Origin of the sequence: Streptomyces sp. NBC_00322 (genome assembly GCF_036147535.1) — a bacterium.
In the GTDB taxonomy this organism is placed as follows: domain Bacteria; phylum Actinomycetota; class Actinomycetes; order Streptomycetales; family Streptomycetaceae; genus Streptomyces.
This window is the reverse complement of record NZ_CP108019.1, coordinates 1,338,534-1,361,937: the sequence shown is the minus strand read 5'-3', so window position 1 is coordinate 1,361,937 and position 23,404 is coordinate 1,338,534. Positions and strand designations below refer to the sequence as shown.

Genomic DNA, 23,404 nt, shown 5'->3' with positions numbered 1-23,404 from the left:
ACGGTTCACTTGACGGCGCCCGCGGTGAGGCCGGCGACGAGATAGCGCTGGAGCAGCAGGAACCCGGCGACGACGGGCACGCTGACGACGAGCGACGCGGCCATGACCTGGTTCCAGTAGACGTCGTTCTGGGTGGCGTAGCCCTTGAGCCCTACGGAGAGCGTGCGGGTGGTGTCGTTCGTCATGACGGAGGCGAAGAGGACTTCGCCCCAGGCCGTCATGAACGCGTAGACGGCCACGGCGACGATGCCGGGGACCGCGGCCGGAACGACGACCCGGAAGAGCGCGCCGAGCGCCCCGCAGCCGTCCACCATCGCGGCTTCGTCGAGATCCCGGGGTATCGAGTCGAAGTACCCGATCAGCATCCAGATGGAGAAGGGCAGCGAGAACGTCAGATAGGTGAGGATCAGTCCGCCGCGCGAGCCGTACAGGGCGATGCCGGTGCTGTTCCCGACATTGACGAAGATCAGGAACAGCGGGAGGAGGAAGAGGATGCCGGGGAACATCTGCGTGGAGAGCACCGTGACGGTGAAGACCCGCTTCCCGCGGAAGCGGTAGCGGCTCACCGCGTACGCGGCGAACACCGCGATCACCACGGACAGCACGGTCGCCGCGCCCGCCACGATCAGTGAGTTGAGGAAGTAGCGGGCGAGCGGCACGGTGTGCCAGATGTCGATGTACGGGCGGACCGTGAGCCCGGAGGGGATCCACCGGAACTTGCCCGACACGTCCTGCAGCGGCTTGAGCGAGCTGCTGAGCATCACATAGACGGGCAGCAGCGCGAACGCCGTCAGGAAGCTCAGGACGATGCGGCGCGTCCAGACGAAAGACCGCGGCGGTGCACTGGGAGAGACGGCCGTCCTAGGCATCGGCGCTCCTCCTTCCCCGTGAGGTTCGCGAGGTCAGCAGCAGATAGACGGCCGTGACCACCAGCAGGAAGAGCAGCAGGAGTACGGACATCGCCGAGCCCGAACCGAAGTTCCAGGTGACGAACGACGACTGGTAGATATGGATCGAGATCAGGTCGGCGGCCTCCGGTGCCGCCCTCCCGAACAGCACATACGGCGTGTTGAAGTCGTTGAACGTCCACAGGAACAGCACGAGCACCAGCACCTGGTTGACCGGGCGCAGCGACGGCAGGGTGATCCTGCGGATCTGCTGCCAGATGCCCGCGCCGTCGATCGCCGCCGCCTCGTACAGCTCGCGCGGGATGTTCTGCAGTCCCGCCATGAGGATGAGGAAGGCGAACGGCCAGGACTTCCAGACGGCCACCACCACCAGCGCGAGGAAGCTGTTGTCGCCGATCAGCCAGAAGGACGGCTCGTCGGTGAGGCCGAGCTGGTCGTGCAGGACGTGATTGATCAGGCCGTTGTCGCGCTGGAACATGAAGGCCCAGGTGATGACGGCCGCGTACACGGGCAGGGCGTACGGAGTGAGGAAGACGGCCCGCAGTAGGCCCCGGCCGCGGAAGTTCTCCTGCATCATGATCGCCGCGGCCACGCCGAACAGCCAGGACAGGCCGACCGCGATGAGGGTGAACACGCAGGTGACGTAGAAGGAGTGGAGCAGGGCCTCGCCGATCGGGGCGTCGAAGTCGACGGCGACCTTGTAGTTGTCGAACGCCGCCCACGGGGCCTCGCCCCAGTTGCGTACGTAGAACTGGGTGAGCTGACGGAAGCTCATCACGATGCCCATGACCATCGGGATGAGATGGACGAGCAGTTCGAGCACGACGGCGGGCAGCAGCAGAAGATAGGGCAGGCCGCCGCGGCGGATCCGGTCGGGGATGCGCGGCAGTCCCCTGCGCGCTTCCCCCTTGCCCACGCTCTCACCGCTGCCCGCCCGGTCCGTGCGGCCTTCGGTCACGGTGGCGGTCATCGCAAGGGCCTCACTGCTGCATCAGCTGCTCGGCCTTGGCCAGGCGCGCTTTGACGGACTCGGTGGTCACCGGCCGTCCGGCCGCGGCATCGGCCCACAGATCCTTGACGGCCGTGCCGACGGTCGTCTCGAACTGCGACTCGGCGGGCACCTGCGGCAGCGGCGCGGCGCTGGTGGCCAGCGTGTCGCGCAGCACCTTCAGGTCGGGGGCCGAGAACGCCGGATCCTGCTGCGCGGCCTTGACCGGCGGGATGGATCCGTACGTCTTGTTGAGCAGCTTCTGCTCGGCGTCGCTCGTCATGAACTTCACGAATTTCTTGGCGCCGTCGATGTTCTTGGTGTTCTTGAAGACGGCCATGTTGATCCCGGCGACCATGGAGTTGGTGTTTTGGCCGGTGCCGGGAGCACCAGCGGGGACGGGTACGGGAGCGACTCCCCAGTCGGCGGGCTTCATGCCCTGGGCGGCGAAGGTGGATGCCGCCGCCTGCCACAGCACCATGGCCGTCCTGCCGCGGGCGAAGTCCTGGAGCGACTGGTTCTGGGCGTACTCCGCGTTGCCCGGGGCGACGATCTTGTCCTTGGCCATGAAGTCGACGTACTGCTTCACAGCCGCGACCGCGCCGTCCGAGGTGAAGGTCGGCTTGGCCGAGGAGTCGAAGAAGTCCGCGCCGTGCTGCTTGCCGAGGACGAAGACCTGGTGGATGTTGTTGGCGAGGTTTCCGCCCTCGGCGCCCAGCGCCCATTTCCCGTTCTTCGAGATCTTCTTGCCGTCCGCGACCAGTTGGTCCCAGGTGGCCGGCGGTTGCGAGATCCCGGCCTCGGCGAACATCTTCTTGTTGTAGTAGAGCGCGTACGCGAGGGAGTACAGGGGCACGGCCGCCGGGTCCTTGCCCTCGGCCCCGGCCGATGCGACCGCCGAATCGACGAACCGGTCCCGTCCGCCGATCGCGTCGAAGTTCTTCTGGTCCCAGGGCAGCAGCGCGCCGGTCGCCTGGAGGGAGGCCGACCAGGTGTTGCCGATGTTGAGGACGTCGGGACCCTGCCCGGAGGCGGTGGCGGCGAGGATCCGGTTGAGAAGATCGGACCAGGGGATCACTTCGAGCTTGACCTTGATACCCGTCTGCTTCTCGAACTTCTCCAGCTCGGGTGTGAGGATCTTCTTGTCGGCCTCGATGTTGGGGCCCTGATTGGAGGCCCAGTAGGTGAGCGTCTTCGGCGAATCGTTGCTGCCGGCTCCGTCGGTGGAGGTGCCACCGCCGCAGCCGGTGGTGGCGGCGAGCGCGGTCACGACGGCGAGGCTTGCTGCGGCTCTGAAGGTTGCTGCGGCTCTGAACGTGCGCATGAGAGGTGGCCCCTTCCCGGGGGTGGCTGCGTTCGGTTCCCGAACGGCCTCCATGACTTAATTTATGCCGTGATTTAAGAGGTGAGAGAAGGTCGCGTCAAGGTCTGTGACCGGGGTATGTTCCCTCCAGGGAAGGAGCACCATGGCGGAGCGCAACAGACGGACAGTGCGTGACCTGCGGCGGGGCAACCGCGCGCGGGTTCTGCAACGGTTGTATTTCGACGGCCCGTTGAGCCGCCAGGAGCTCGGACCGGCCACGGGGCTGAGTTCAGGTTCCATCAGCAACGTCGTCGCGGAGCTCGTCGCCGAAGGAGTGCTCGAAGAAGCCGGGGTGGTCGACTCCGACGGAGGCCGCCCGCGCACCCTGCTCCGCGTCACCCCCACCAGCGGCCTGCTGATCGGCATCGACATCGGCGAGACCCGCGTGCGCGTCGAGCTCTTCGACCTCTCGCTCACCGAACTCGCCCGCACCGAACGCCTGCTGGCCCAGCACGGCTACGACGTCGAGCGCATCGTCGCCCATGTCCGTACCGGCATCTCCGATGTCCTGGACGAGGCGGGCGTCGGTGCCGAGAGGCTGCTCGGCATCGGGATCGGCGTCCCGGGCATCATCGAGCAGGACACCGGTGACGGAGCGACCGGCGCGATCGTGCACGGCCAGACCATCGGCTGGAGCGCCGTGCCGCTCGAGAAACTGCTCCGGGACGCCGTCGAACTGCCCGCGGAAGTCCCGGTGTTCATCGACAACGGCGCCAAGACGCTGGGCCAGGCCGAGATGTGGTTCGGCGGCGGGCGCGGCTCCCGCGAGGCCGCCGTCGCCCTCATCGGCTCAGGAGTCGGCGCCTGTGTCGTGCATGCCGCCACCCCCGACGAGAACGCCCGCAGCAGCGCCCTCGAATGGGGCCATACGACCGTACAGATCCGGGGACGGCGCTGCCGCTGCGGCTCCCTGGGCTGCCTGGAGGCGTACGCGGGGGCCGAAGCGCTGCGCGAACGATGGCAGGAGGCCGGCGGACCGCTGCCCGCCGACGCCGACGACGAGACCGCGCTCGCCGCCCTGCTGGCCGCGGCCTTCCCCGCCGAGGAGGGACCGAAGCCCGACCCGGTGGCGCTCTCCCTCCTCGACGACACCGCCGAGTACCTGGGCGCGGCCGTGGCCGACCTGATCAATCTCTTCCGGCCCGAGCGGATCCTCATCGGCGGCTGGGCGGGACTGCTCATCGGCCCGCATCTGCTTCCCGAAGTGCGCCGGTACGCAGGGGAGTACGCCCTGCGGCATGCGGCCGACCGCACCACCATCGAGCTGGGACGGCTCGGCCCGGACGCGGTCACGGTCGGCGCGGCGACGCTTCCGCTGGCCGACTTCCTGGCGCGCGGTGGCAGTCGGCCGACACCGGTGCGCCGGGTCTGAACCCTTGTCATGGTCCGGGCCAAGCACCTAAGTTGACCGCTTGCGACATGACTGCATGCGTGACCTACATGGCAGTGGGGGAGTCTCACCATGGGCGCAACCGGTCGGCACCGCCGATACCAGCCGAGCCGTATCAACCGTGCTTCCCTCACCGTCACCGCGGGCGGTGCGGGCATGGCCCTGCCGCTCATCGGCGCGGGCACGACGCATGCGGCCTCCGTGGATGTCTGGGAGAAGGTCGCGGCCTGCGAGTCCACCAACAACTGGAAGATCAACACCGGCAACGGCTACTACGGCGGGCTGCAGTTCACCCAGTCCACCTGGGAGGCGTACGGCGGCAGGCACTATGCCCCGCGCGCGGATCTGGCCAGCAAGGACCAGCAGATAGCCATCGCCGAGAAGGTACTCAAGGGCCAGGGCCCGAGGGCCTGGCCCGCCTGCTCTGCCCGCTCCGGTCTCACCCGTGGCGGCGACGCCCCCGACATCGCACCGGCCAGGGGCTTACAGACGCACAGCGAGCGGAGGACCGCACCCCGCAAGGCCACGCCGACCACCGTGCCCACGCATCGTGAGGGCTACACCGTGGCCCGCGGCGACTCGCTCTCCAAGATCGCGGACTCCGAGGACGTCGTCGGCGGCTGGCAGCGCCTGTACGCGCAGAACCGCACCGTCATCGGCAGCGACCCCGACCTGATCCTCCCCGGCCAGAAGCTGATCGTCCGCGTCGAGGTGCCCGGCAAGCAGAAGCCGACGGCCCAGCCGAAGCAGCAGGCACCCAAGCAGCAGGCGCCGAAGCCCAAGGCCCAGCCGAAACAGCAGGCGCCCAAGCAAGCGCACGCGACCAAGCCCGCGCACAAGAGCGGATTCAGCGCGCCCGTCGCGGCGAGCGTCGGCACGCCCTACGGCAAGCCGGGCTCCGCCTGGGCCAGCGGCTACCACACCGGCGTCGACTTCCCCGTCCCCACCGGCACCTCGGTGAAAGCCGTCGCCTCCGGCCGCGTCGTCTCGGCCGGCTGGGGCGGCGCGTACGGCTACCAGGTCGTCATCCGGCACGCGGACGGCAGGTACAGCCAGTACGCGCATCTGTCGGCGCTCAATGTGCGATCGGGCCAGCAGGTCAGCAGCGGTCAGCGGATCGCGCGCTCGGGCTCGACCGGCAACGCCTCAGGGCCGCATCTGCATTTCGAAGTGCGTACAGGGCCCGGATACGGGTCCGACATCGACCCCCTCGCCTACCTCAGGTCGGGCGGAGCCAGCGTCTGAGGACGGCACCCGCCGGTCCGAGGCCCGCGGCGTACCGTCCCCGTGGAGCACCCGCCGCTCCGAGTGGCGCACCGTCTGTCGCGAGGGCGCCGATTCCGACGCGCGTATCTGTGCCACCGGCTCTGCCTGAGCCGGGGCTTCCGCTTCCGTGCTCGTCGCCTTGATCCGTTCCGTCGTCAGCAGGATCAGCCCGCCCGCCGCCACAGCCCCGAAGGCCAGCGCGAACGCCGTTCCCAGCACGCCGTACCGGAAGGTCTCGCCGAACATCGTGAGGCCGACGGCTGCCGCGACCACCGGATTGACGACCGTGACCGTGGCCAGCGGGGCCGCGAGGCCCGCGCCGTGGTACGAGGACTGAGACAGCAGCAGCCCACCGCAGGCCAGGACGGCGATCGCCACCAGGCTCGGCCACTGGTCGAGCGGTGCCGACCACGTCCAGTCCACCGCGACGGTCTTGGTGAACACCGAGGCGATACCGAAGGCCACACCCGCCGCGGCGGCGAGCAGCACACTGCGGATGATCGGCCGGTTCACGGTCTGGGCGATCAGGAAGAGCAGCGCCACCCCGCCGAAGGTCGCACCGGCGAGCAGTCCGCGCTGCCCGCCGTCCAGCGATTGGGATGCGGATGTTCCGGTCAGCGCCAGCAGTCCGGCGAGCCCGGCCGTGGTGATGATCGCGCCGCGCCAGGCGGCCGCGCCCGCCCTGCGCCGTACGAACAGCGCGGCCATCGGCAGGGCGAAGACGATCGTCAGCGCTCCGAGCGGCTGGACCAGGCTCAGCGGCCCGTACGCCAGCGCCGCGACGTGCAGTACGGCGCCGAAGCCGTTGAGGGCGACGGCGACCCACCACGCGGCGTGGTGCAGCGGGGCGTACGGCCGGGCCGAGGTGGAGGCGGCGACATGCTCCTGCATGATCGCCCCGGCCGCATATGCGACCGCGGAGACCAGTGACAGCACCACGGCCAGCGCGAGGGAACTCATAGAGACCACGATCTCCCTCTTCAGCGTTCGCGTCGTCGTCCTTGAGCAGGCACTTGGACGTACTGCCGACGTAGTACGAGCCTAGGTCAAAAGTCCCCCTTGCGACGGGTGGGCAGGTCAGCGCGCGTGGGGACAGCCGACGCTATCGCTACCGTGACGCAGGCGGCCAGACGCCGCGGCAGGGCTGACAACAGGCTGACACCAGGGACGGAAGCGTGGGTGTGGATCTCGACGAGGTGGGGTCCGTGGGCGGTTTCTTCGCCCTGCGGACCGGCGAGCCGGGCGATGGGCATATGCCGTTGGCCCGGCTGTACGCGGGTGACACGGCCCCCCTCACGGCCCGGGTCGACACCGTCGCCGCACGGCTGCGCACCCCCGAGCGGCGGGTCGCCGCCTCCGTCGCGCACCTCGGGCTCGCCGCCCGCCTGTGGTCGGTGGCGCTCGGCTGTGCCGCGCTGCACGGCGAGCTCCCCGATCTCGACCCTGCCCGGCTGCACTGGGACCCGCGGCGCAGCGCACCCGACGATCTCTGTCTGACCGAGACCCGGACCGTGCCCGCAACCGTGGCCACGGTTCGCGAGGTGGTCCAGTACGGCCACCTCGTACCGCTCGCCGACGCGCTCACCGGCGACACCCGCATCTCAGCGCAGCTGCTGTGGGGCAACGCAGGCTCCACGCTCGCCGGAGCCGTGCGCGAACTGCGTGCCTGGGCCGGGCGCGGTGGCCGGACGGAGGTCGCCGAGCGGGCCTTTGCCCTCGCCGCCGGGCTCTTCGCCCACCCCGATCTGTCCGGCACGGTCGAAGGTCCCGCCATGCGGCGGCGGACCTGCTGCCTCTACTACCGCTGCCCCGGCGGCGGGCTCTGCGGCGACTGCGTCTTCGACCGCCCGCCCGGCCGCCGCTCGGCGCAGTGACGGCGAGAGAAGCGGAGTGATCCTGGCCGTGGTCTTCCGCGCACGCCGCATGTGAGTGACCATCATGAGGTGCTGTGTCTTCCCGGGGGACAACCCCCGGACCCCCGGCAGAAAGACAGGCCATTGGGGCTGAACCGACCGCCTTCGCGAGGTGAATCTCCGTGAAGGTGGGACTGCTCACGCGCGAGTATCCGCCGGACGTCTACGGGGGCGCCGGGGTCCATGTGGAGTTCCTGGCCCGGGAGTTGAGAGCCCTGGCCGATCTGGAAGTGCACTGCTGGGGCGAGGGTGAGGCCGAAGGTGTCCTGCGCCACCAGGCACTCGCGGGACTCGAGGGCGCCAACGATGCCCTGCGCACCTTCTCCGTCGACCTGGCGATGGCCGCCGAGCTGCAGGGCCGCGAACTGGTCCACTCCCACACCTGGTACGCCAACCTCGCCGGCCATCTCGCCAAGCTGCTCTACGGCGTCCCGCATGTGATGACCGCCCACTCCCTGGAGCTGCTGCGCCCCTGGAAGGCCGAGCAACTCGGCGGCGGCTACGCACTGTCCAGCTGGGCCGAGCGCACCGCGATCGAGGCCGCCGACGCCGTGATCGCCGTCTCCCACGGCATGCGCGCCGACATCCTCGCCTGCTATCCGGCCCTCGACCCGGACCGCGTGCGCGTCGTCCACAACGGCATCGACACCCGTATGTACCGCCCCGACGACGACACGGACGCCCTGGAGCGCATCGGCCTCGACCCGGACCGGCCCTTCGCCCTCTTCGTGGGGCGGATCACCCGCCAGAAGGGCGTTCCGCATCTGCTGCGCGCCGCCCGCTCGTTCGATCCCGAAACCCAGCTGGTGCTCTGCGCCGGCGCACCGGACACGCCGGAGATCGGCAGTGAATTCCGGCAGCTCGTCGACGAGTTGGAGCAGGTACGCGACGGCGTGCACTGGATTCCCGAGATGCTGCCGCGGCCCCAGGTCATCCAACTCCTCAGCCACGCGACCGTGTTCATCTGCCCGTCCGTGTACGAGCCGCTCGGCATCGTCAATCTGGAGGCCATGGCCTGCGGCACGGCCGTCGTCGCCTCCGCGGTCGGCGGCATCCCCGAGGTGGTGGAGGACGGAAGCACCGGACTGCTCGTGCCCTACGACGCCGATCATCCCGAAGCCTTCGAGTCGGGTCTCACCCAGTCGGTGAACCGGATACTCGACGACGCCGCAGGGGCCGCCAGGATGGGCGCCGCCGGACGTGAGCGCGCGGTGCGGGAGTTCGGCTGGGACCAGGTGGCCCGGCGCACGTACGAGGTGTACGAGGAGTTGCTCAAGCAGGCGTAGCAGGCACGGCATGCAGAGAGGGGCGGCGATGCGCGGTGGACCTTCGGTGCTCGGGATCGTACTGGCCGGAGGGGAGGGCAAACGGCTGATGCCGCTGACCGCCGACCGCGCGAAACCGGCGGTGACCTTCGGCGGCATGTACCGGCTCGTCGACTTCGTGCTCTCCAGCCTGGTCAACGGCGACATCCTGCGGATCTGTGTGCTCACGCAGTACAAATCCCATTCCCTGGACCGCCATGTGACCACCACCTGGCGGATGTCGAGCCTGCTCGGCAACTACGTCACGCCGGTCCCGGCACAGCAGCGGCTCGGACGGCGCTGGTACCTCGGCAGCGCGGACGCGATTCTGCAGTCCCTCAACCTCGTCAACGACGAACGGCCGGACTACATAGCGGTGTTCGGCGCGGACCATGTGTACCGGATGGACCCGCGGCAGATGCTGAAGCAGCACATCGAGGGCGGCGCGGGCGTCACCGTCGCCGGGATCAAGGTGCCGCGCTCCGAAGCCTCCTCGTTCGGGATCATCACCCCCGCATCCGACGGCGCCCGCCTCGAGAGGTTCCTGGAGAAGCCCACCGACCCGCCCGGGCTGCCCGGCGACCCCGGCCGGGTCTTCGCCTCCATGGGCAACTATCTCTTCACCACCAAGGTCCTCGTCGACGCGCTCCACCGGGACGCGGAGGACCAGCACTCCGTCCATGACATGGGCGGCTCGATCCTGCCGATGCTCACCGAGCGGGGTGTGGCGCAGCTCTACGACTTCAATGAGAACCATGTGCCCGGCGAGAGCGCCCGTGAGCACGGCTACTGGCGCGATGTGGGCACGCTCGACACGTACTACGAAGCCCATATGGATCTGATCCCGGACCGCCCGGCCTTCGACCTCGACAACCGCCGCTGGCCCATCTACACCCACCCCGGGCAGCTGCCGCCGGCCCGGTTCATCGGCGCTGGCATCGCGAGCGAGTCCGTCGTCAGCCCGGGCTGCATCGTCCGCGGACAGGTCACCCGCTCCGTCCTCTCACCGGGTGTGACGGTGGGGGAGGGAGCGGTGGTACAGGGTTCGGTCCTCCACGACAACGTGCGTATCGGTCGGGGAGCGGTGGTGCGCGGCTCGATTCTCGACAAGAACGTCGACGTCCCGCCCGGAGCCACGATCGGTGTCAATCCCGAGCGTGACCAGGAGCTTTACACCGTCTCCAAGAACGGGGTCATCGCCCTGGGCAAGGGGCAGCCGGTGCTCTGATGTCTCATCGCGGCACGGTGGCCGATTGCCGATCACCCCCCGCGGGAATCACAGGGGTGAGGGGCCTGTCGTTGCGCTTCGACCGCGGACGAAAGCCCCACATGGCCTTCCTGGCTGGTTCCCATCGGAAACGGAGTGATGACATGCGTGCGCACAGACGCCCTCGTCGGCGCGCCGCATGCGCGACGTATCTCCTGCCCCAGGCGGAGAACTCCGCCCGATGGGCGCGTCACCTGACGACGGCCTTCCTCACCCGGGGCTGCGGCGAGAAGCTGTCCGGCGACCAGGTGGAGGACGCGACCCTGGTCGTGTCCGAGCTGGTCACCAATGCCACGCGGCACGGCAGGAGCAGCTGCCGGCTGCGGCTGCACGTCGACCCGGGGCTGGTCACCGTCGAGGTGGAGGACGCCAGTCCGGTACACCCGCGGCTGTGCTCGCCGCTGGACCTGGACGAGGGCGGACGGGGCATCGTGATGGTGCGCGAGCTGTCGCAGCACTTCGCGGTACGGGGCGGACCGGGGGGCGGCAAGACCGTACAGGCGGTGCTCGCCGCGTCCTGAAGACCGGACCTCTCAGCACGGCTGTCGCCGTCCTGAGGGCGCCGTCTCAGCACGGCTGACGCCACACCCCCAGGTCGAGTTTTTGCACATGGAGCTGAGCCCCAGTTGGCGGGCGCGCTTGCAGAACTTGTCGACCGGCAGCGCGTACTCGACATGGAAGACCGCCTTCCCGGCCTTCACGCAGGGCGTCAGCGCCGCACAGTCGTCGTACTGTGCGCACTCCTCGTTCACCGCGAAGTCGAAGTCCCCTACCAGTTGGGCGACTTGGAGCTGATGGACCGGCGTGAGCGGAAACCCGGTGTCGTTGAGATGCGCGTCGAGCAGACCCACGGCGCTCGGGAGGGAGACCCGAGCGGGGTGCTCACCGACAATGAAATGAGTCTGGACAAAAAAAGTTTTCGGTGAGAAGGTGAAGCCATGTTGGACGTGACTGTGATCGAGGACTCGGCGGCTGCCGCCGTCTCGCTGGACCCCATGCGCTCCCGGCTGCTCGCCGAGCTCGCCGCCGGTCCGGCGTCGGCGGCCATGCTGGCCGCCCGGGTCGGGCTGCCCCGCCAGAAGGTGAACTACCACCTCAAGGCACTGGAGCGGCACGGCTTGGTCGAGCTCGCCGGCGAGCGCAGGAAGGGCAATGTCACTGAGCGGCTGATGCGGGCCACCGCGGCCTCGTACGTCATCTCGCCGCTCGCCCTGGCCGCCGTGCAGCCCGACCCGGGCCGCTTCCGCGACCAGCTCTCCGCCCGCTGGATGCTCGCGGTCGCCGCGCGGCTCGTGCGCGATGTCGGCACGCTGATCACGGGCGCCGCCAAGGCTCGTAAGCGGCTCGCCACCTACGCCCTCGACGGCGAGGTGCGCTTCGCCTCGGCAGCCGACCGGGCCGCGTTCGTTGAGGAGCTGACGCAGGGCGTCGGCGCGCTGATCGCCAAGTACCACGACCAGGACGCGCCGGGCGGCCGAGAGCACCGCATCGTCGTCGCCCTCCACCCCACGGTGAAAGCACCGCCCGCCGTCCCCGCCATTGAGAACGCGCCCGAGGGCGCCTGAGTACCGGGAGTCACCATGTCCAAGGAGTTCGAGATCGTCCGCGAGTTCGAGGTCGACGCAAGCCCCGAAGAGGTCTGGGAGGCGATCACCTCCGGCACGGGAGGCTGGCTGTGGCCGTTGGAGTACGAGCCCAAGAAGGGCGGCGCCGGGCCCTTCGGCAGCACCCTCACCGAATGGGATCCGCCGCGCCGGCTGACCGGGCGCACCGAGAACGTGGAGGGCATTGCTCAGCAGACCTACAACCAGCTCGACCATGTCATCGAGCCGCGTGAGGGCGGTGGCTCCTGGGTGCGCTATGTGCACAGCGGCATCTTCGTCGACGACTGGGACAACCAGTACGACGGTGCGAGCAAGCACACGGACTTCTATCTGCACACCCTGCGGCAGTACCTGAAGCACTTCACCGGCCGGGCGGTCACCTTCACGACGCTGGACGCTCCCGCCGCGTCGAACACCCCGGGCGCCCTGGAGGTCGTCAGTCGCGGACTCGGGCTGCCGGACGACGCCGCCGAGGGCGCGACCGTACGGGTCGAGGTGCCGGGCGCCGGGCAGGTCGACGCGGTCCTCGACTACCGCAATCCGTACTTCATCGGGCTGCGCACGGACGAGGCGATGTACCGCGTCTTCGGCCGCAACCACTTCGGTGCGCCGGTCGGTGTCAGCGTGCACGACTTCGCGAGTGGCGCGGACGCGGGGAAGAACGAGGACGCCTGGCGGACGTGGCTGACCGGCCTGTTCGCGTGACCCGGTGGGGAACTCGCAGGGGCTTCGCCCGCGGACCTGGGTCTGCGGGCGAGGTCCTGTCCGAAGCCGCCGGTCACGAGATTTTGTCGTCACCCTTTTGCTCAGTAAAGTTGCGCTTTTGAAAACCACTGCGCACGAGTGACTGAGGAACGGCAAAGGCAATGACGGTGACAGAGGACAGCCCGGCGTTCGGCCCGGGCATCGACCCGGAGCGCCTGGCCGTCTGCCTCGGCGTGCTCGACGAGCTCGACAAGCTGGACGTCGACCACCCCGACGCGATCATGGTGCGCCGCGCCACCGCGGGCATCTACCGAACCGTGAAGCAGCGCCGCCGCCAGGAGCGCCGGGCCGCCAAGACCGCCAACGACAAGGCGGTCACCGAGGCCACCGCGACCGGTTCCGCCGAGCGCATCGACGACGAGACCGAAGGTCTGCTGCCGTCCTCCTCGGTCAGCGGCGAGATCGCGGGGATACTCCAGCGCCCCCGGTCCTGCTACATCTGCAAGACCCGCTATGTCGAGGTCGACGCCTTCTACCACCAGCTGTGCCAGAAGTGCGCGGCCGAGAACCGCGCGCGCCGTGACGCCCGCACCGATCTGACCGGCAAGCGCGCCCTCCTCACCGGCGGCCGGGCCAAGATCGGTATGTACATCGCGCTGCGACTGCTGCGTGACGGTGCCCACACCACCATCACCACCCGCTTCCCCAACGACGCGATCCGCCGCTTCAAGGCGATGCCGGACAGCGACGAGTGGATCCACCGTCTCAAGATCGTCGGCATCGATCTGCGTGACCCCGCCCAGGTCGTCGCTCTCGCCGACTCGGTGGCCGCCGAGGGCCCGCTGGACATCCTGATCAACAACGCCGCCCAGACGGTACGCCGCTCCCCGGGGGCCTACAGCGAACTGGTCGCCGCCGAGTCCGCGCCGCTGCCCGCCGGCGAGCTGCCGCCCGCCCAGGTCATCGGCACCTTCGGCAGCGGCGCCGTGGATTCCGTGGCCGCACTGCCCTCCGGCGCGGGCGAGGGCCTGAGCGCCCAGGACGTCACAGAGCTCGCACTTGTCAGCGGCTCGGCCTCACTGGAGCGCATCGCCGCGGGCACCGCCATCGACGCCGGCGGTCTCGTCCCCGATCTGCACGACACCAACAGCTGGATCCAGACGGTCTCCGAGGTGGACCCCGTCGAGCTGCTCGAAGTGCAGCTGTGCAACTCCACCGCGCCCTTCATCCTGATCAGCCGGCTCCGCCCGGTCATGGCCGCGTCGAAGGGCAAGCGCACCTATGTGGTGAACGTCTCCGCGATGGAGGGCGTCTTCAGCCGCGGCTACAAGGGCGCCGGCCATCCGCACACCAACATGGCCAAGGCCGCGCTGAACATGCTCACCCGCACCAGCGCCCAGGAGATGTTCGAGACCGACGGCATCCTGATGACCGCCGTGGACACCGGCTGGATCACCGACGAGCGCCCGCATCCGGACAAGATGCGCCTGGCCGACGAGGGCTTCCACGCCCCGCTCGACCTGGTCGACGGCGCGGCCCGCGTCTACGACCCGATCGTGCGCGGCGAGGACGGCGAGGACCTCTACGGCTGCTTCCTCAAGGACTACGCTCCGGCGAACTGGTAGATCTCAGGCCATGTCCGGTCAATCAGGCCGGACATGGCCCAGCTGATCGTGGACGGCGTACGGGCCGGTGCCCGCAGCCGCGCGCACCCTCGTACCGCCGTCCACCAGCAGATCCGCGCCGGTCACCCACGCCGCCTCGTCCGAGACCAGCCACAGCACCGCCCGTGCCACGTCGTCCGGCTCGCCGATCCGGCCCAGCGGCAGTCCCTCGGCAATGCGCCGCTCGGCTCCCTCCCAGACGAAACGGGCCATTTCGGTGCGGACCAGCCCGGGTGAGACGGCGTTCACACGTACACTCGGGGCGAGTTCGCCAGCGAGCTGCTGTGTGAGGTGCAGCAGCGCCGCCTTGCTGGTGCCGTACGCGCCGACATTCGGGCCCACCCCGTGGGTGCCCTCGGTGCATACGTTGACCACCGCGCCGCCGTGCTCGCGCATCCAGGCCCGCCAGGCGAGCTGCGCCAGCCGCAGCGCCGCCTCCACGTTCACCGTGAACGCGTGGCGCCATTCACCGGGATCGGCTTCCATCAGCGGGCCGTAGGGGGCGTTGGTCGCGGCGTTGTTGACAAGAATGTCGAGCCGCCCGAACTCCCGCATCGCGAGTCCGGTGCACCGGCCGAGATGCTCCGGGTCCCCGACGCTGCCCGCGCAGCAGGCGGCGTGGGCGCCCGACTTGCGCAGCCCGGCCACGGCCTCCGTTACTCCATCCGTGTCCCGTGCGGTGATCACCACGTTCGCCCCGGCCGCACCCAGTGCGCCGGCGACGGCGCGGCCGATACCTCGTGAAGCCCCCGTCACCAGGGCCGTTCTGCCTTCGAGGCAGCGCTCTGCCCGCCCGGAAATCATCCGCGTACGATCCCACGAAGCCCCGGACAGAGATAGATCGTTGGCCGGAATTGGGTCGGTTTACAGGAGATTTACAGGCCCCATCGAGCAGGGGGCTGCTCATATGGTTACCCTGGGGTGAACGGACGCCACCAAGGGACCCACGAAACTCCCTTGGCCGTCCTGGGACAAGTCTGCAACCAGGCTGCGGTCCCGCCCGAGTAACGGCGCCACCGCGACCCGAACTGCCCTGTCCCAGTTACGCGACACAGAGGAGTGCGCGGTGACATCAGAAGTGAAGAAGCACGAAAAACGCCCGCAAGAACGCAGCGGCGAACGGACCACTCGGTCCGAAGAACTCGGCAGTCTCGAAGTGTGGGCCCGATCGGCCCCGATCCGGCTGGCCGGCTACGAGGAAGACCTCGCCGAGCCGCATATCCTGCCCAGCATCGACTGAGCGGACCGTTTCGCCCCCGTGCCCCCTGCCTCCACAGGCAGGGGGCACGGACGGTCGGGGAGCCGCTGCGAGCAGTCGAGCGGCCGCCGGTACGTATCGCCGCTCAAGGTCAACGGCGAGGCGAGCGCCTGGCTGTTCACAGCAGCCTGGTCGGCCTGAAGAATTCGCGCACGTAGGTCCGGTGCCACCAGGCGCCCGTGGCCCGCAGTTCGCGCCAGGTCGTGTAGCGGTAGTGGTACAGCCTGGCACGGACGTACGCGGGCGGGGCGTCCGGGAACGGATTGCGGCTCAGCAGCCGCAGGGTGTCCCGGTCCCCGTCGAGGAGCCGCTCCACGAAGGGGCCGAACCAGGGGTGCGCATAGGCGGGGGAGAGCGCGGCGAACCACATCATCCAGTCGAGCCGCAGATGGTACGGGGCGTACTGGCGAGGGAGCCGACGCACATCACCGGGCTTGCCCTTGAACTCGTACTCGTGCCAGACCGTGCCCGGGTGGAGTGTCCTCTCGTCCGTGCCTTCGACCACCAGCTCGAAGCGCACCCGCCCCACCGTGCCGAACGCGCCGTAGGCGTTGACCAGGTGGAAGGGGTCGTAGGAGCGGTTCATCGACTGCCGCCGGGAGAGCAGATTGCGCGCCGGGCGGTAACTCAGGCCGAGCAGCAGCGCGCTGACGGCGATGACCACGACTTCGTACCAGAGCGGGGAGCCGGGCAACTTGTGCGGATCGGCGATCAGAGAGCCGTCCACGGCGGACAGGGCGAGGACGATCGTGATCCAGTTCAGCCAGGAGAAGTTGCCCGAGAGCACCAGCCACAGCTGGGTCAGCACAATGATCGCGGCCGCCCCGCTCGCGATCGGCTGAGGGGTGAACAGCAGGACGGGCACGAGGAGTTGTGTCACATGGTTGGCGGCCACCTCCACCCGGTGGAAGGGTCTGGGCAGATGGTGGAAGAACCAGCTCAGCGGGCCCGGCATCGGCTGGGTCTCATGGTGGTAGTAGAGACAGGTCAGATCGCGCCAGCACTGGTCGCCGCGGATTTTGATCAGCCCCGCCCCGAACTCCACCCGGAACAACACCCAGCGCAGCAGCCACAGCACGAGCACCGGGGGGCCCGTGCGCTCATTGCCGAGGAAGACGGCGAGGAACCCCACCTCCAGCAGCAGCGACTCCCAGCCGAAGCCGTACCAGGTCTGACCGACGTTCACGATCGACAGGTACAGCACCCACAGCGCCGCCCACCACAGCATCGCGACCGGGAGCGGGATGTCGTCGGCGGCGCCCGCGACCAGGGCCGCCGAGAGCAGCGCGCCGGACCAGGCGCAGAGCGCGAAGAGCCGGTCGGAGTAGCGCAGTTGGAACAGGCTCGGCGCGTGCCGCATCGCCACCCGGCGCACGTACGCGGGCACCGGCAGCATGCCCCGCTCGCCGATCAGCGCCCGGAACTGCAGCGCGGCAGTAAGAAAGGCGACCAGATACACGGCGGCCAGGGCACGCTGGAAGACCAGCCGGCTGAGCCAGTAGTCGCTGTCCGTGAACCACTCCATCACCTCCAGTATCGGTCCGCGGCAAGCCGCCGCACGGTGTGACCCAGCCGCTCGGCGTACCACTTCTGCAGTACGGGCACGAGCGGGCCGGCGAGCCGGGCGTACCAGCGGGCGGGGCGGCTGAACGCCATGACGGTGAACCACACCGAACCGTCGTCCCGGATGTCGACGACGAAGGACTCCTCACCGCGCTCGGGATGCCCGGCCAGCGTGCCGTACGCGAAGCCCGTGCGGTTTGACTCGTACGCCGTCCAGATCACCTCGCACGGCGCGGTGAACCGCAGCGGTCCCACGCCGACCGAGACCTGGAGCCGGGCGCCGGGCTCGGCGCGAACCGCCGCGCTGCGCACCCGTGCCCCCGATGTGCGGTGCATCCGCCAGGTGGTGACCGCCTCGCCCGCCGCGTCGAAGACGGCGCGGCCGCGCCCGATGCGGGTGGTGTGGTGGAGATGGTGGTAGCCGTCGGGCAGCGGGCCGAGCCGGGTGGCGCCCACCTCGGGGTAGCTGAGGCCGCGGCCGGTGGTGGGGCGGACGCTGTTCATGCCGTCGTCCTTCATACGGTCGTCTCCTTGAGTCGTCGCCAGGCGAGCACCGAGCAGAGCGCGAAGCCGAGGGCGTTGCCGAGGCCGTGGGTGGCGGCCATCCAGGTGAGATTCGGGTGGGGCAGGCCGGTGGCCTCGCCGAGCGCCCAGCTCAGGGCGAGCAGCATCGTCGCCACCAGGACGGCGGCCGAGACGGCCAGCAGGGTGCGGGTGAACCCGTCGCGTCCACCGGCCCGGACATCGCGCCAGGTCAGCAGGGCTACGGTCCACATGCCCGCGGTCAGTACGAGTGCCCCGAGCAGTTCGGCCCAGTCGTCGAGGAAGTACCCGGCCAGGACGAGCACGGTGCCCAGCGGCACGCTCAGCGCGGCGAAGCGCCCGGCGGCTCCGGCCGTCGTGCGGCAGACCAGGCCCGCCACCAGGGCAGCGGTGAATCCGGCGAAGTGGAAGTGCGGCACGGTCAGCGCGAGGACCGTCAGGTCGAAACCGAAGAGCTCGTGCCCGGCGCGTTCCGCGACGAGCGCGAGCCCGGCGACGGACGGGGTCACCAGCGCGGTGAGCTGTGCGACCTCGGCGGGCGCGAGCGAACGGGTGCGCGCTGGGGCGTGCACGGCGAGGGCGAGCGTGCCGAGTGCGTAGAGGCCCGCGAGGACGGCGGCGGTCGACGAGCGCGGCAGCCAGAGCGCGACCGCTCCCGGGACGGCGAACACCGGCCAGATCCGCCGAATGGGCGCGAGCTCGACGGCGTCCATGAGGCGCAGTCCGGCGGGCACGACCACCAGCATGCCGAGCATCACGATCACGTTGACCAGTACGGACATCACGCACCCCACCCCAGGCTTGAACGTGTTCAACTCCCTGCGGCCGAGACTAGGGCCAAACTTGAACGCGTTCAAGTCGCGAGGGCGGCGGCAGTCCGGCAGAACTTGAGAAACCACATCGGCCTGAAGGAACACGTCGGGTGAAGAGGCGGGAGATCTTCGTGCGTCCACCCAAACGTCATCGGTACGCCGCGGTTGCAGCCGCGCTCTTCGTCACGCTCCTGGCCGCCGGCTGCGGCGGCGCCAGCAGCGCGGCGACGGACGGGCAGGGGGAGGTCTACCTCCAGCCGGCCGCGGCCCAGGGCCCGGACCCGTACACCGATACCACGGCTCTCTCCGGGGGCGCGCCCCCGCCTCCGCCGCCCGTACCGTCGAGCGAGCCGAGCCCCACCAGGGGCCTGACGCTGCGCACGCTGTCCGGCGCGACGCCCGGTCTCTACGGCGGCACTCAGTCGATCGGCAGCTGCGACGTCGAGCAGCAGGTGATGTTCCTGGGCGGCGACCAGGCGAAGGCGCGTGCCTTCGCCCGGGGCGCGGGCATCTCCCAGGCCGACATCCCGGACTATCTGCGAGGGCTCACCCCGGTCGTCCTGCGCGCCGACACGCGTGTCACCGACCACCGCTATCGCGCCGGCACCGGCGTCAGCTTCCAGGCCGTGCTGCAGGCCGGGACCGCGGTCCTCGTCGACGGACACGGAGCACCGAAGGTCAGATGCGCCTGCGGAAACCCGCTGAAGCCCCCGGTCGCCGTCAAGGGCGCCGTGGTCCACACGGGTCAGTCCTGGGACGGCTACCGGCCTGACAAGGTGGTCGTCATCAAGCCCACGGTCCAGACCATCAACAGCCTGGTGATCGTCAACGTCATCAACAACACCTGGATCGAGCGGAACGCCGGGACCGACGGCGAAGAGGACAAGCGGCCCGATGTGCTCCCGCCCGTGACCCCGGACGACATCTTCACCTACCCGCCGCTCATGGAGCCGCCCGGAGCCGGTGACTCGACACAGCCGGGCGACCCGACCGGGCCGAGCAACGGCACGAGCAGCCCCGCCCCGCCCGAGCAGCCGGTGAACCCGCCCGTGGAACCGGTGCCGGACGTGCCGAATGAGCAGCTGCCCCCGCCCGTCGAGCCCGATGTGCCCTCCGAGGAGGGCGTCACTCCTTCCCAGCCGGACCTGCTCCTGCCCTCCGAGGAACCGGCGGAGCCGGACACCTTCCAGGGCTGAGCGGATCGGTCCGAATCGGTCGAAGAATCCGACAAATGATGGCAGAGTGGCGACATGGTTGATCGGGCAGCGGGTGCCCTGTCGCTTCCCGACGACTGGCCGGCCGACTCGGATCTGAGCCTGACGCTCAATCGGATGGGCAGCTTCGACTGGGACCTGGTCAGCGGGCTGATGCATATGGACAGGCCCGCTCTTGAGGTGTTCGATCTGCGACCCGAGGAGTACGACGGCCGCCCGGAAAGTCTCTCGAGCCGGGTGCCGGCGGACGAGGCCGCCCGGCTGGACTCGATGGTGACTCAGGCGCTCAAAAAGGGCAGCGATCGCTACGGCGCGTACTTCCGCATCCGCCGCCGCGACGGAAAGCTGCGCTGGACCCACACCCAGGCATCGGTCCGCCGGGACGAGAGCGGACGTCCGCTGCGCATCATCGGCATCATCCGCGACGCCACCGAAGAACTCGCGCAGTACACCGCGCGGGTGGCGGCAGACAGCGACCGGCGCAGACAGACGAGCGTCGTGGAGAGCACCACCGCCGCCCTCGCCCACGCGAGGACCGTCCAGGACGTCATCGACGTACTGAAGGACTCGCACGGCCTGGAGCGCTTCGGAGCCACCAGCCTGGTCATGGGGCTGCTCGAGGCGGGCCGGATCCATCTCGTCGCCGAAGGTCCCGAAAGCTCCTTCGTGCCCGGCACGCGCTACACGCGCGTCGACGAGGGGTACCCGATGAGCGAGGTGATCCGCACCCTCGCGCCCCGTTTCATCGAGTCCAAACAGGACTTCGCCGAGTCCTACCCGCGGCTGTGGCCGCACATCAAAGGGCTCGACATCAGCGCGGCCGCCTATCTGCCGCTGATCGCCCAGGCCCGCCCCATCGGGGCCCTCGGCCTGCTGTACAGCGACAAGACCGGTTTCACGCCCGACGAGCGCAATCTGCTGGTCGCGCTCGGCAGCAGCATCGCGCAGAGCCTGCAGCGCGCCGTCCTTTACGAACAGGAGCACGATCTCGCCGAGGGGCTGCAGCAGGCGATGCTGCCGCGCCGGATCCCCGACGTGCCCGGGGCGCAGATCGCCGTGCGCTACCGCTCCGCGCGGCTGGGCCGGGACATCGGCGGCGACTGGTACGACATCATCGCGCTGCCCGGCGGACGGGTCGGCGCGGTCATCGGCGACGTACAGGGGCACGACACCGACGCGGCCGCGGTGATGGGGCAACTGCGGATCGTCCTGCGGGCGTACGCGGCCGAGGGACACACCCCGGCCACCGTGATGGCGCGTGCCTCGGTCTTCCTCCATGAACTGGACACCGAACGCTTCGCGACCTGCATGTACGCGGAGGCCGACCTCACGACCGGCGTGGTGCAGCTGGTGCGCGCCGGGCATATCGACCCGCTGATCCGGGACACGGACGGCGACTGCCGCAGGCTGCCCGTGGAAGGCGGGCTGCCGCTGGGGCTCTCGGCGGAGTTCGGCAGTCTCGAATACCCCGTCAGCACCGTCGAACTGGATCCCGGACAGACCCTGGTGCTCTGCACCGACGGGCTGGTCGAGCAGCCCGGCGCCGATCTCGACGACGGCATGCAGCTGCTGACCTCGCTGGTGCGCTCCGGTCCGCGGGATCTGCAGCTGCTCGCCGACCGCCTGTGCGAGGTGGTGGACGAGCGGGGCGGCGACGACGACGTGGCGCTCCTGCTGCTGCGCCGCAGGGGCGTGTTCACGCAACAGCCGGGCGGTCGGCTCCAGCAGCATGTGGGGCAGAACGACCCGGAGGCGCTGCGCTCGGCCCGGCACATGATCCGGGCGGCGGTACGGGCGTGGGGCGCGCGCGAGCGGTCCGACGAGATCGAGCTCGCTGCGGACGAGATGATCACCAACGCACTGGTGCACACGGACGGAGGCGCGATCGTGACGCTTCGCGCGCTGGCGGGCCCCGAGCGGCGGCTGCGGGTGGAGGTCGAGGACCGTTCCAGCGCGCTGCCGCGCCGCCGCGAGGCGGGGGAGTCGGGAGTCTCGGGCCGCGGGCTGATGCTGGTGGACCGGCTGACCGAGGCCTGGGGCGTCGAGTCGAGAGGCAGCGGCAAGTGTGTCTGGTGCGAATTCATCGTTCCGGACGTGCGGGTCCGCTGATGATTACCCGTTGTTAACTGTCCGTGAACTGATCGTACTTGACCGTAACCGACCGCAGGCGGTTGACTTCGCATTCCGTGGCCTTCCGGGACACTTCTAGGACAAGAGGACCCCTTTGAGCAGCGAGCTTCTTGCCCCCCTCGATCTGGCGTTCTGGCATCTCGAGTCCGCCGGACATCCGATGCATCTCGGCGCCCTCGCCTGCTTCGCCCCGGCTCCGGGCGGACAGAGCAGCGAGGGTGTCCTCGAACTGCTCGCCACCCGCGCCGCGGCGATCCGACGGCTGCGGATGCACGTACGGGACGTCCTGCTGCCCGTCGGCGGTGCGGCCTGGTCCGTGGCCAAGGACTTCGACGTACGGCGTCATGTGCATCAGATCCGCGTCCCCGACGGCGACTTCGCCGCCGGGGCCGTCTCGATCGCCGGTGAGCTGATGGAGCGGCCACTCGAACGGGGCCTGCCGCCCTGGGAGATGTACCTGCTGACCGGGGAGGCGGGCGGCCCGTTCGCGGTGCTGGTCAAGCTCCACCACGCGCTGGCCGACGGCATGCGCGCGGTCGCCATCGGGGCCGGGATCTTCGACGAGATCGCCGACGCCCGCACCATCGGTGCCCGTCGGGCGCGGGCCGTGCAGCCCACGTCCTGGCTCGCGGGCCCCCGGCAGGTTGCCGGTTTCGCCCGGGGCCGTATCGAGGAGCTGGGCCGGGCCGTCGGCGTCGGCGCCTCGGTCGTACGGGCCAGCAGGCTCGACCCCCGCGGCGTGCCCGCACTCTCCGCCGGCTCCAGCGGCACCCGGCGGCTCAGCACCGCCGTGCTCGACCTCGACGACGTCCAGCGCGTCCGCAAGGCGGCGGGCGGGACCGCCAACGATGTGCTGCTCGCCGTCGTCGCGGGTGGGTTGCGGCGCTGGCTGGAGGCCCGCGGCGAGCCGCTGCCGGCCGTCGGCCCGCGTGCCCTGGTGCCCGTCTCCCGGCGCCGGCCGGGCAGCCCGCCCGGATCGGGCAACAAATTCTCCGCGTATCTGCTCGAACTGCCGGTCGGCGACCCGGATCCGCGCTCGCGGCTGGACTGCGTACGCACCGCCATGGACCGCAACAAGGCGGCCGGGCCCTCCCGCGGGGCCGGGGCGCTCACCGTACTGGCCGATCAACTGCCGCCGCTGGCACACCGGTTCGGCGCGCCCCTGGCCGGAGGGGCCGCCCGGATGCTGTTCGACGTCCTGGTGACCAGCGTGCCGCTGCCACGCTCGGCCCTGTCGCTGGGCGGCTGCCCGCTGCGGGAGATCTATCCGATGGCGCCGCTCGCCCGCGGGCAGTCCCTGGCGATCGCGCTGTCGACATACGGCGGGCGGGTGCACGTCGGCCTGGTCGCCGACGGCAAGGCCGTTCCGGACCTCGACCGGCTGGCACGGAGTCTGGGGGAGGAGCTCGACGAACTCCTCACGCTCAGCCGATAGATCGGACAGCTCGGGCCCCCACCGCAAGAGATCGCCCTGCCGAGGGTGTTGACGCCCTCAAGTGATCCGATGAATAT

At 69.8% G+C, this 23,404-nt stretch carries 21 protein-coding genes and 1 pseudogene; 13 read left to right on the top strand and 9 right to left on the bottom strand.

Annotated elements, in window-relative coordinates; genetic code table 11:
- Positions 1 to 5: 5 nt before the first annotated feature.
- From OG905_RS06130 to OG905_RS06120, 3 genes are read right to left on the bottom strand one after another with little or no spacing between them, the layout of a single operon-like run.
- Positions 6 to 869 (bottom strand): carbohydrate ABC transporter permease, encoded by an 864-nt coding sequence (locus OG905_RS06130; protein ID WP_328666578.1) that lies wholly within the window; start codon positions 867 to 869, stop codon positions 6 to 8.
- Positions 862 to 1,878 (bottom strand): carbohydrate ABC transporter permease, encoded by a 1,017-nt coding sequence (locus OG905_RS06125; protein ID WP_328666577.1) that lies wholly within the window; start codon positions 1,876 to 1,878, stop codon positions 862 to 864. The genes OG905_RS06130 and OG905_RS06125 overlap by 8 nt, the downstream gene beginning before the upstream one ends.
- Before the next feature lie 10 nt (positions 1,879 to 1,888).
- A complete protein-coding gene (locus OG905_RS06120) occupies positions 1,889 to 3,220 on the bottom strand; it encodes an extracellular solute-binding protein (RefSeq protein WP_328666576.1) in 1,332 nt (443 codons plus the stop codon).
- Positions 3,221 to 3,362: 142 nt separating this feature from the next.
- On the opposite strand from OG905_RS06120, the gene OG905_RS06115 reads away from it, so the two are divergent.
- Together OG905_RS06115 and OG905_RS06110 are read left to right on the top strand one after the other, a co-directional pair.
- On the top strand, positions 3,363 to 4,631 hold the full coding sequence (locus OG905_RS06115) for an ROK family transcriptional regulator (protein ID WP_328666575.1): 1,269 nt from the start codon (positions 3,363 to 3,365) through the stop codon (positions 4,629 to 4,631).
- Between the two features lie 90 nt (positions 4,632 to 4,721).
- Complete coding sequence (locus tag OG905_RS06110; RefSeq protein WP_328666574.1) at positions 4,722 to 5,894, top strand: transglycosylase family protein; 1,173 nt, start codon at positions 4,722 to 4,724, stop codon at positions 5,892 to 5,894.
- Here OG905_RS06110 and OG905_RS06105 read toward each other — a convergent pair.
- The gene (locus OG905_RS06105; RefSeq protein WP_328666573.1) at positions 5,796 to 6,875 is read right to left on the bottom strand and encodes a DMT family transporter; all 1,080 of its coding nucleotides are present in this window, start codon (positions 6,873 to 6,875) and stop codon (positions 5,796 to 5,798) included. The genes OG905_RS06110 and OG905_RS06105 overlap by 99 nt on opposite strands.
- Before the next feature lie 221 nt (positions 6,876 to 7,096).
- Between OG905_RS06105 and OG905_RS06100 the strand changes: the two genes are divergently transcribed.
- From OG905_RS06100 to OG905_RS06085, 4 genes are all read left to right on the top strand, one after another.
- Positions 7,097 to 7,789, top strand: coding sequence for a (2Fe-2S)-binding protein (locus tag OG905_RS06100; RefSeq protein WP_328682064.1), 693 nt, complete (start codon positions 7,097 to 7,099; stop codon positions 7,787 to 7,789).
- Positions 7,790 to 7,950: 161 nt separating this feature from the next.
- Positions 7,951 to 9,114 (top strand): glycogen synthase, encoded by a 1,164-nt coding sequence (gene glgA / locus OG905_RS06095; protein WP_328666572.1) that lies wholly within the window; start codon positions 7,951 to 7,953, stop codon positions 9,112 to 9,114.
- Positions 9,115 to 9,142: 28 nt separating this feature from the next.
- Positions 9,143 to 10,360 (top strand): glucose-1-phosphate adenylyltransferase, encoded by a 1,218-nt coding sequence (gene glgC / locus OG905_RS06090; RefSeq protein ID WP_328666571.1) that lies wholly within the window; start codon positions 9,143 to 9,145, stop codon positions 10,358 to 10,360.
- 143 nt (positions 10,361 to 10,503) lie between these two features.
- Entirely contained in the window at positions 10,504 to 10,920 is a 417-nt protein-coding gene (locus OG905_RS06085) for an ATP-binding protein (RefSeq protein WP_328666570.1), read from the top strand.
- Between the two features lie 46 nt (positions 10,921 to 10,966).
- Here OG905_RS06085 and OG905_RS06080 read toward each other — a convergent pair.
- Positions 10,967 to 11,241: pseudogene (locus tag OG905_RS06080) on the bottom strand (endo alpha-1,4 polygalactosaminidase); the annotation flags it as partial.
- A gap of 96 nt (positions 11,242 to 11,337) precedes the next feature.
- Between OG905_RS06080 and OG905_RS06075 the strand changes: the two are divergent.
- The 3 genes from OG905_RS06075 to OG905_RS06065 all read left to right on the top strand — a co-directional run bounded on the left by OG905_RS06075 (position 11,338) and on the right by OG905_RS06065 (position 14,333).
- Positions 11,338 to 11,964 (top strand): ArsR/SmtB family transcription factor, encoded by a 627-nt coding sequence (locus OG905_RS06075; protein ID WP_328666569.1) that lies wholly within the window; start codon positions 11,338 to 11,340, stop codon positions 11,962 to 11,964.
- Between the two features lie 15 nt (positions 11,965 to 11,979).
- Positions 11,980 to 12,708: an SRPBCC family protein gene (locus tag OG905_RS06070; RefSeq protein ID WP_328666568.1), complete on the top strand. Its 729-nt coding sequence runs from the start codon at positions 11,980 to 11,982 to the stop codon at positions 12,706 to 12,708.
- A gap of 161 nt (positions 12,709 to 12,869) precedes the next feature.
- Positions 12,870 to 14,333 (top strand): SDR family NAD(P)-dependent oxidoreductase, encoded by a 1,464-nt coding sequence (locus tag OG905_RS06065; protein ID WP_328666567.1) that lies wholly within the window; start codon positions 12,870 to 12,872, stop codon positions 14,331 to 14,333.
- An 18-nt stretch (positions 14,334 to 14,351) separates the two neighbouring features.
- Here the strand turns inward: OG905_RS06065 and OG905_RS06060 are convergent, their stop codons facing one another.
- Positions 14,352 to 15,176, bottom strand: a complete 825-nt coding sequence (locus OG905_RS06060) for an SDR family oxidoreductase (RefSeq protein ID WP_328666566.1) — start codon at positions 15,174 to 15,176, stop codon at positions 14,352 to 14,354.
- A gap of 262 nt (positions 15,177 to 15,438) precedes the next feature.
- Here OG905_RS06060 and OG905_RS06055 point away from each other — a divergent pair, with 262 nt between their 5' ends.
- Positions 15,439 to 15,612 (top strand): hypothetical protein, encoded by a 174-nt coding sequence (locus tag OG905_RS06055; protein WP_186356859.1) that lies wholly within the window; start codon positions 15,439 to 15,441, stop codon positions 15,610 to 15,612.
- Positions 15,613 to 15,748: 136 nt separating this feature from the next.
- Here the strand turns inward: OG905_RS06055 and OG905_RS06050 are convergent, their stop codons facing one another.
- From OG905_RS06050 to OG905_RS06040, 3 genes are read right to left on the bottom strand one after another with little or no spacing between them, the layout of a single operon-like run.
- Positions 15,749 to 17,155, bottom strand: a complete 1,407-nt coding sequence (locus tag OG905_RS06050; RefSeq protein WP_328666565.1) for a lipase maturation factor family protein — start codon at positions 17,153 to 17,155, stop codon at positions 15,749 to 15,751.
- The gene (locus OG905_RS06045) at positions 17,155 to 17,712 is read right to left on the bottom strand and encodes a DUF1990 family protein (protein WP_328666564.1); all 558 of its coding nucleotides are present in this window, start codon (positions 17,710 to 17,712) and stop codon (positions 17,155 to 17,157) included. The genes OG905_RS06050 and OG905_RS06045 overlap by 1 nt, the downstream gene beginning before the upstream one ends.
- Complete coding sequence (locus tag OG905_RS06040) at positions 17,709 to 18,518, bottom strand: YndJ family protein (protein WP_328666563.1); 810 nt, start codon at positions 18,516 to 18,518, stop codon at positions 17,709 to 17,711. The genes OG905_RS06045 and OG905_RS06040 overlap by 4 nt, the downstream gene beginning before the upstream one ends.
- 161 nt (positions 18,519 to 18,679) lie before the next feature.
- On the opposite strand from OG905_RS06040, the gene OG905_RS06035 reads away from it, so the two are divergent.
- The 3 genes from OG905_RS06035 (at position 18,680) to OG905_RS06025 (ending at position 23,327) form a co-directional block, all read left to right on the top strand.
- Entirely contained in the window at positions 18,680 to 19,744 is a 1,065-nt protein-coding gene (locus tag OG905_RS06035) for a DUF6777 domain-containing protein (protein WP_328666562.1), read from the top strand.
- Positions 19,745 to 19,798: 54 nt separating this feature from the next.
- Positions 19,799 to 21,871 carry a SpoIIE family protein phosphatase gene (locus tag OG905_RS06030; protein ID WP_328666561.1) on the top strand — a complete coding sequence of 691 codons (2,073 nt, stop codon included), beginning with the start codon at positions 19,799 to 19,801 and terminating at the stop codon, positions 21,869 to 21,871.
- A gap of 115 nt (positions 21,872 to 21,986) precedes the next feature.
- A complete protein-coding gene (locus OG905_RS06025; RefSeq protein ID WP_328666560.1) occupies positions 21,987 to 23,327 on the top strand; it encodes a wax ester/triacylglycerol synthase family O-acyltransferase in 1,341 nt (446 codons plus the stop codon).
- Positions 23,328 to 23,404 lie beyond the last annotated feature (77 nt).

What these genes read in the sequence shown, in the direction of transcription:
- OG905_RS06130 (WP_328666578.1), bottom strand. Translation starts at nt 869, where the DNA reads ATGCCTAGGACGGCCGTCTCTCCCAGTGCACCGCCGCGGTCTTTCGTC.
- OG905_RS06125 (WP_328666577.1), bottom strand. Translation starts at nt 1,878, where the DNA reads ATGACCGCCACCGTGACCGAAGGCCGCACGGACCGGGCGGGCAGCGGT.
- OG905_RS06120 (WP_328666576.1), bottom strand. Translation starts at nt 3,220, where the DNA reads ATGCGCACGTTCAGAGCCGCAGCAACCTTCAGAGCCGCAGCAAGCCTC.
- OG905_RS06115 (WP_328666575.1), top strand. Translation starts at nt 3,363, where the DNA reads ATGGCGGAGCGCAACAGACGGACAGTGCGTGACCTGCGGCGGGGCAAC.
- OG905_RS06110 (WP_328666574.1), top strand. Translation starts at nt 4,722, where the DNA reads ATGGGCGCAACCGGTCGGCACCGCCGATACCAGCCGAGCCGTATCAAC.
- OG905_RS06105 (WP_328666573.1), bottom strand. Translation starts at nt 6,875, where the DNA reads ATGAGTTCCCTCGCGCTGGCCGTGGTGCTGTCACTGGTCTCCGCGGTC.
- glgC (WP_328666571.1), top strand. Translation starts at nt 9,143, where the DNA reads ATGCGCGGTGGACCTTCGGTGCTCGGGATCGTACTGGCCGGAGGGGAG.
- OG905_RS06085 (WP_328666570.1), top strand. Translation starts at nt 10,504, where the DNA reads ATGCGTGCGCACAGACGCCCTCGTCGGCGCGCCGCATGCGCGACGTAT.
- OG905_RS06075 (WP_328666569.1), top strand. Translation starts at nt 11,338, where the DNA reads ATGTTGGACGTGACTGTGATCGAGGACTCGGCGGCTGCCGCCGTCTCG.
- OG905_RS06070 (WP_328666568.1), top strand. Translation starts at nt 11,980, where the DNA reads ATGTCCAAGGAGTTCGAGATCGTCCGCGAGTTCGAGGTCGACGCAAGC.
- OG905_RS06065 (WP_328666567.1), top strand. Translation starts at nt 12,870, where the DNA reads ATGACGGTGACAGAGGACAGCCCGGCGTTCGGCCCGGGCATCGACCCG.
- OG905_RS06060 (WP_328666566.1), bottom strand. Translation starts at nt 15,176, where the DNA reads ATGATTTCCGGGCGGGCAGAGCGCTGCCTCGAAGGCAGAACGGCCCTG.
- OG905_RS06050 (WP_328666565.1), bottom strand. Translation starts at nt 17,155, where the DNA reads ATGGAGTGGTTCACGGACAGCGACTACTGGCTCAGCCGGCTGGTCTTC.
- OG905_RS06045 (WP_328666564.1), bottom strand. Translation starts at nt 17,712, where the DNA reads ATGAAGGACGACGGCATGAACAGCGTCCGCCCCACCACCGGCCGCGGC.
- OG905_RS06040 (WP_328666563.1), bottom strand. Translation starts at nt 18,518, where the DNA reads ATGTCCGTACTGGTCAACGTGATCGTGATGCTCGGCATGCTGGTGGTC.
- OG905_RS06030 (WP_328666561.1), top strand. Translation starts at nt 19,799, where the DNA reads ATGGTTGATCGGGCAGCGGGTGCCCTGTCGCTTCCCGACGACTGGCCG.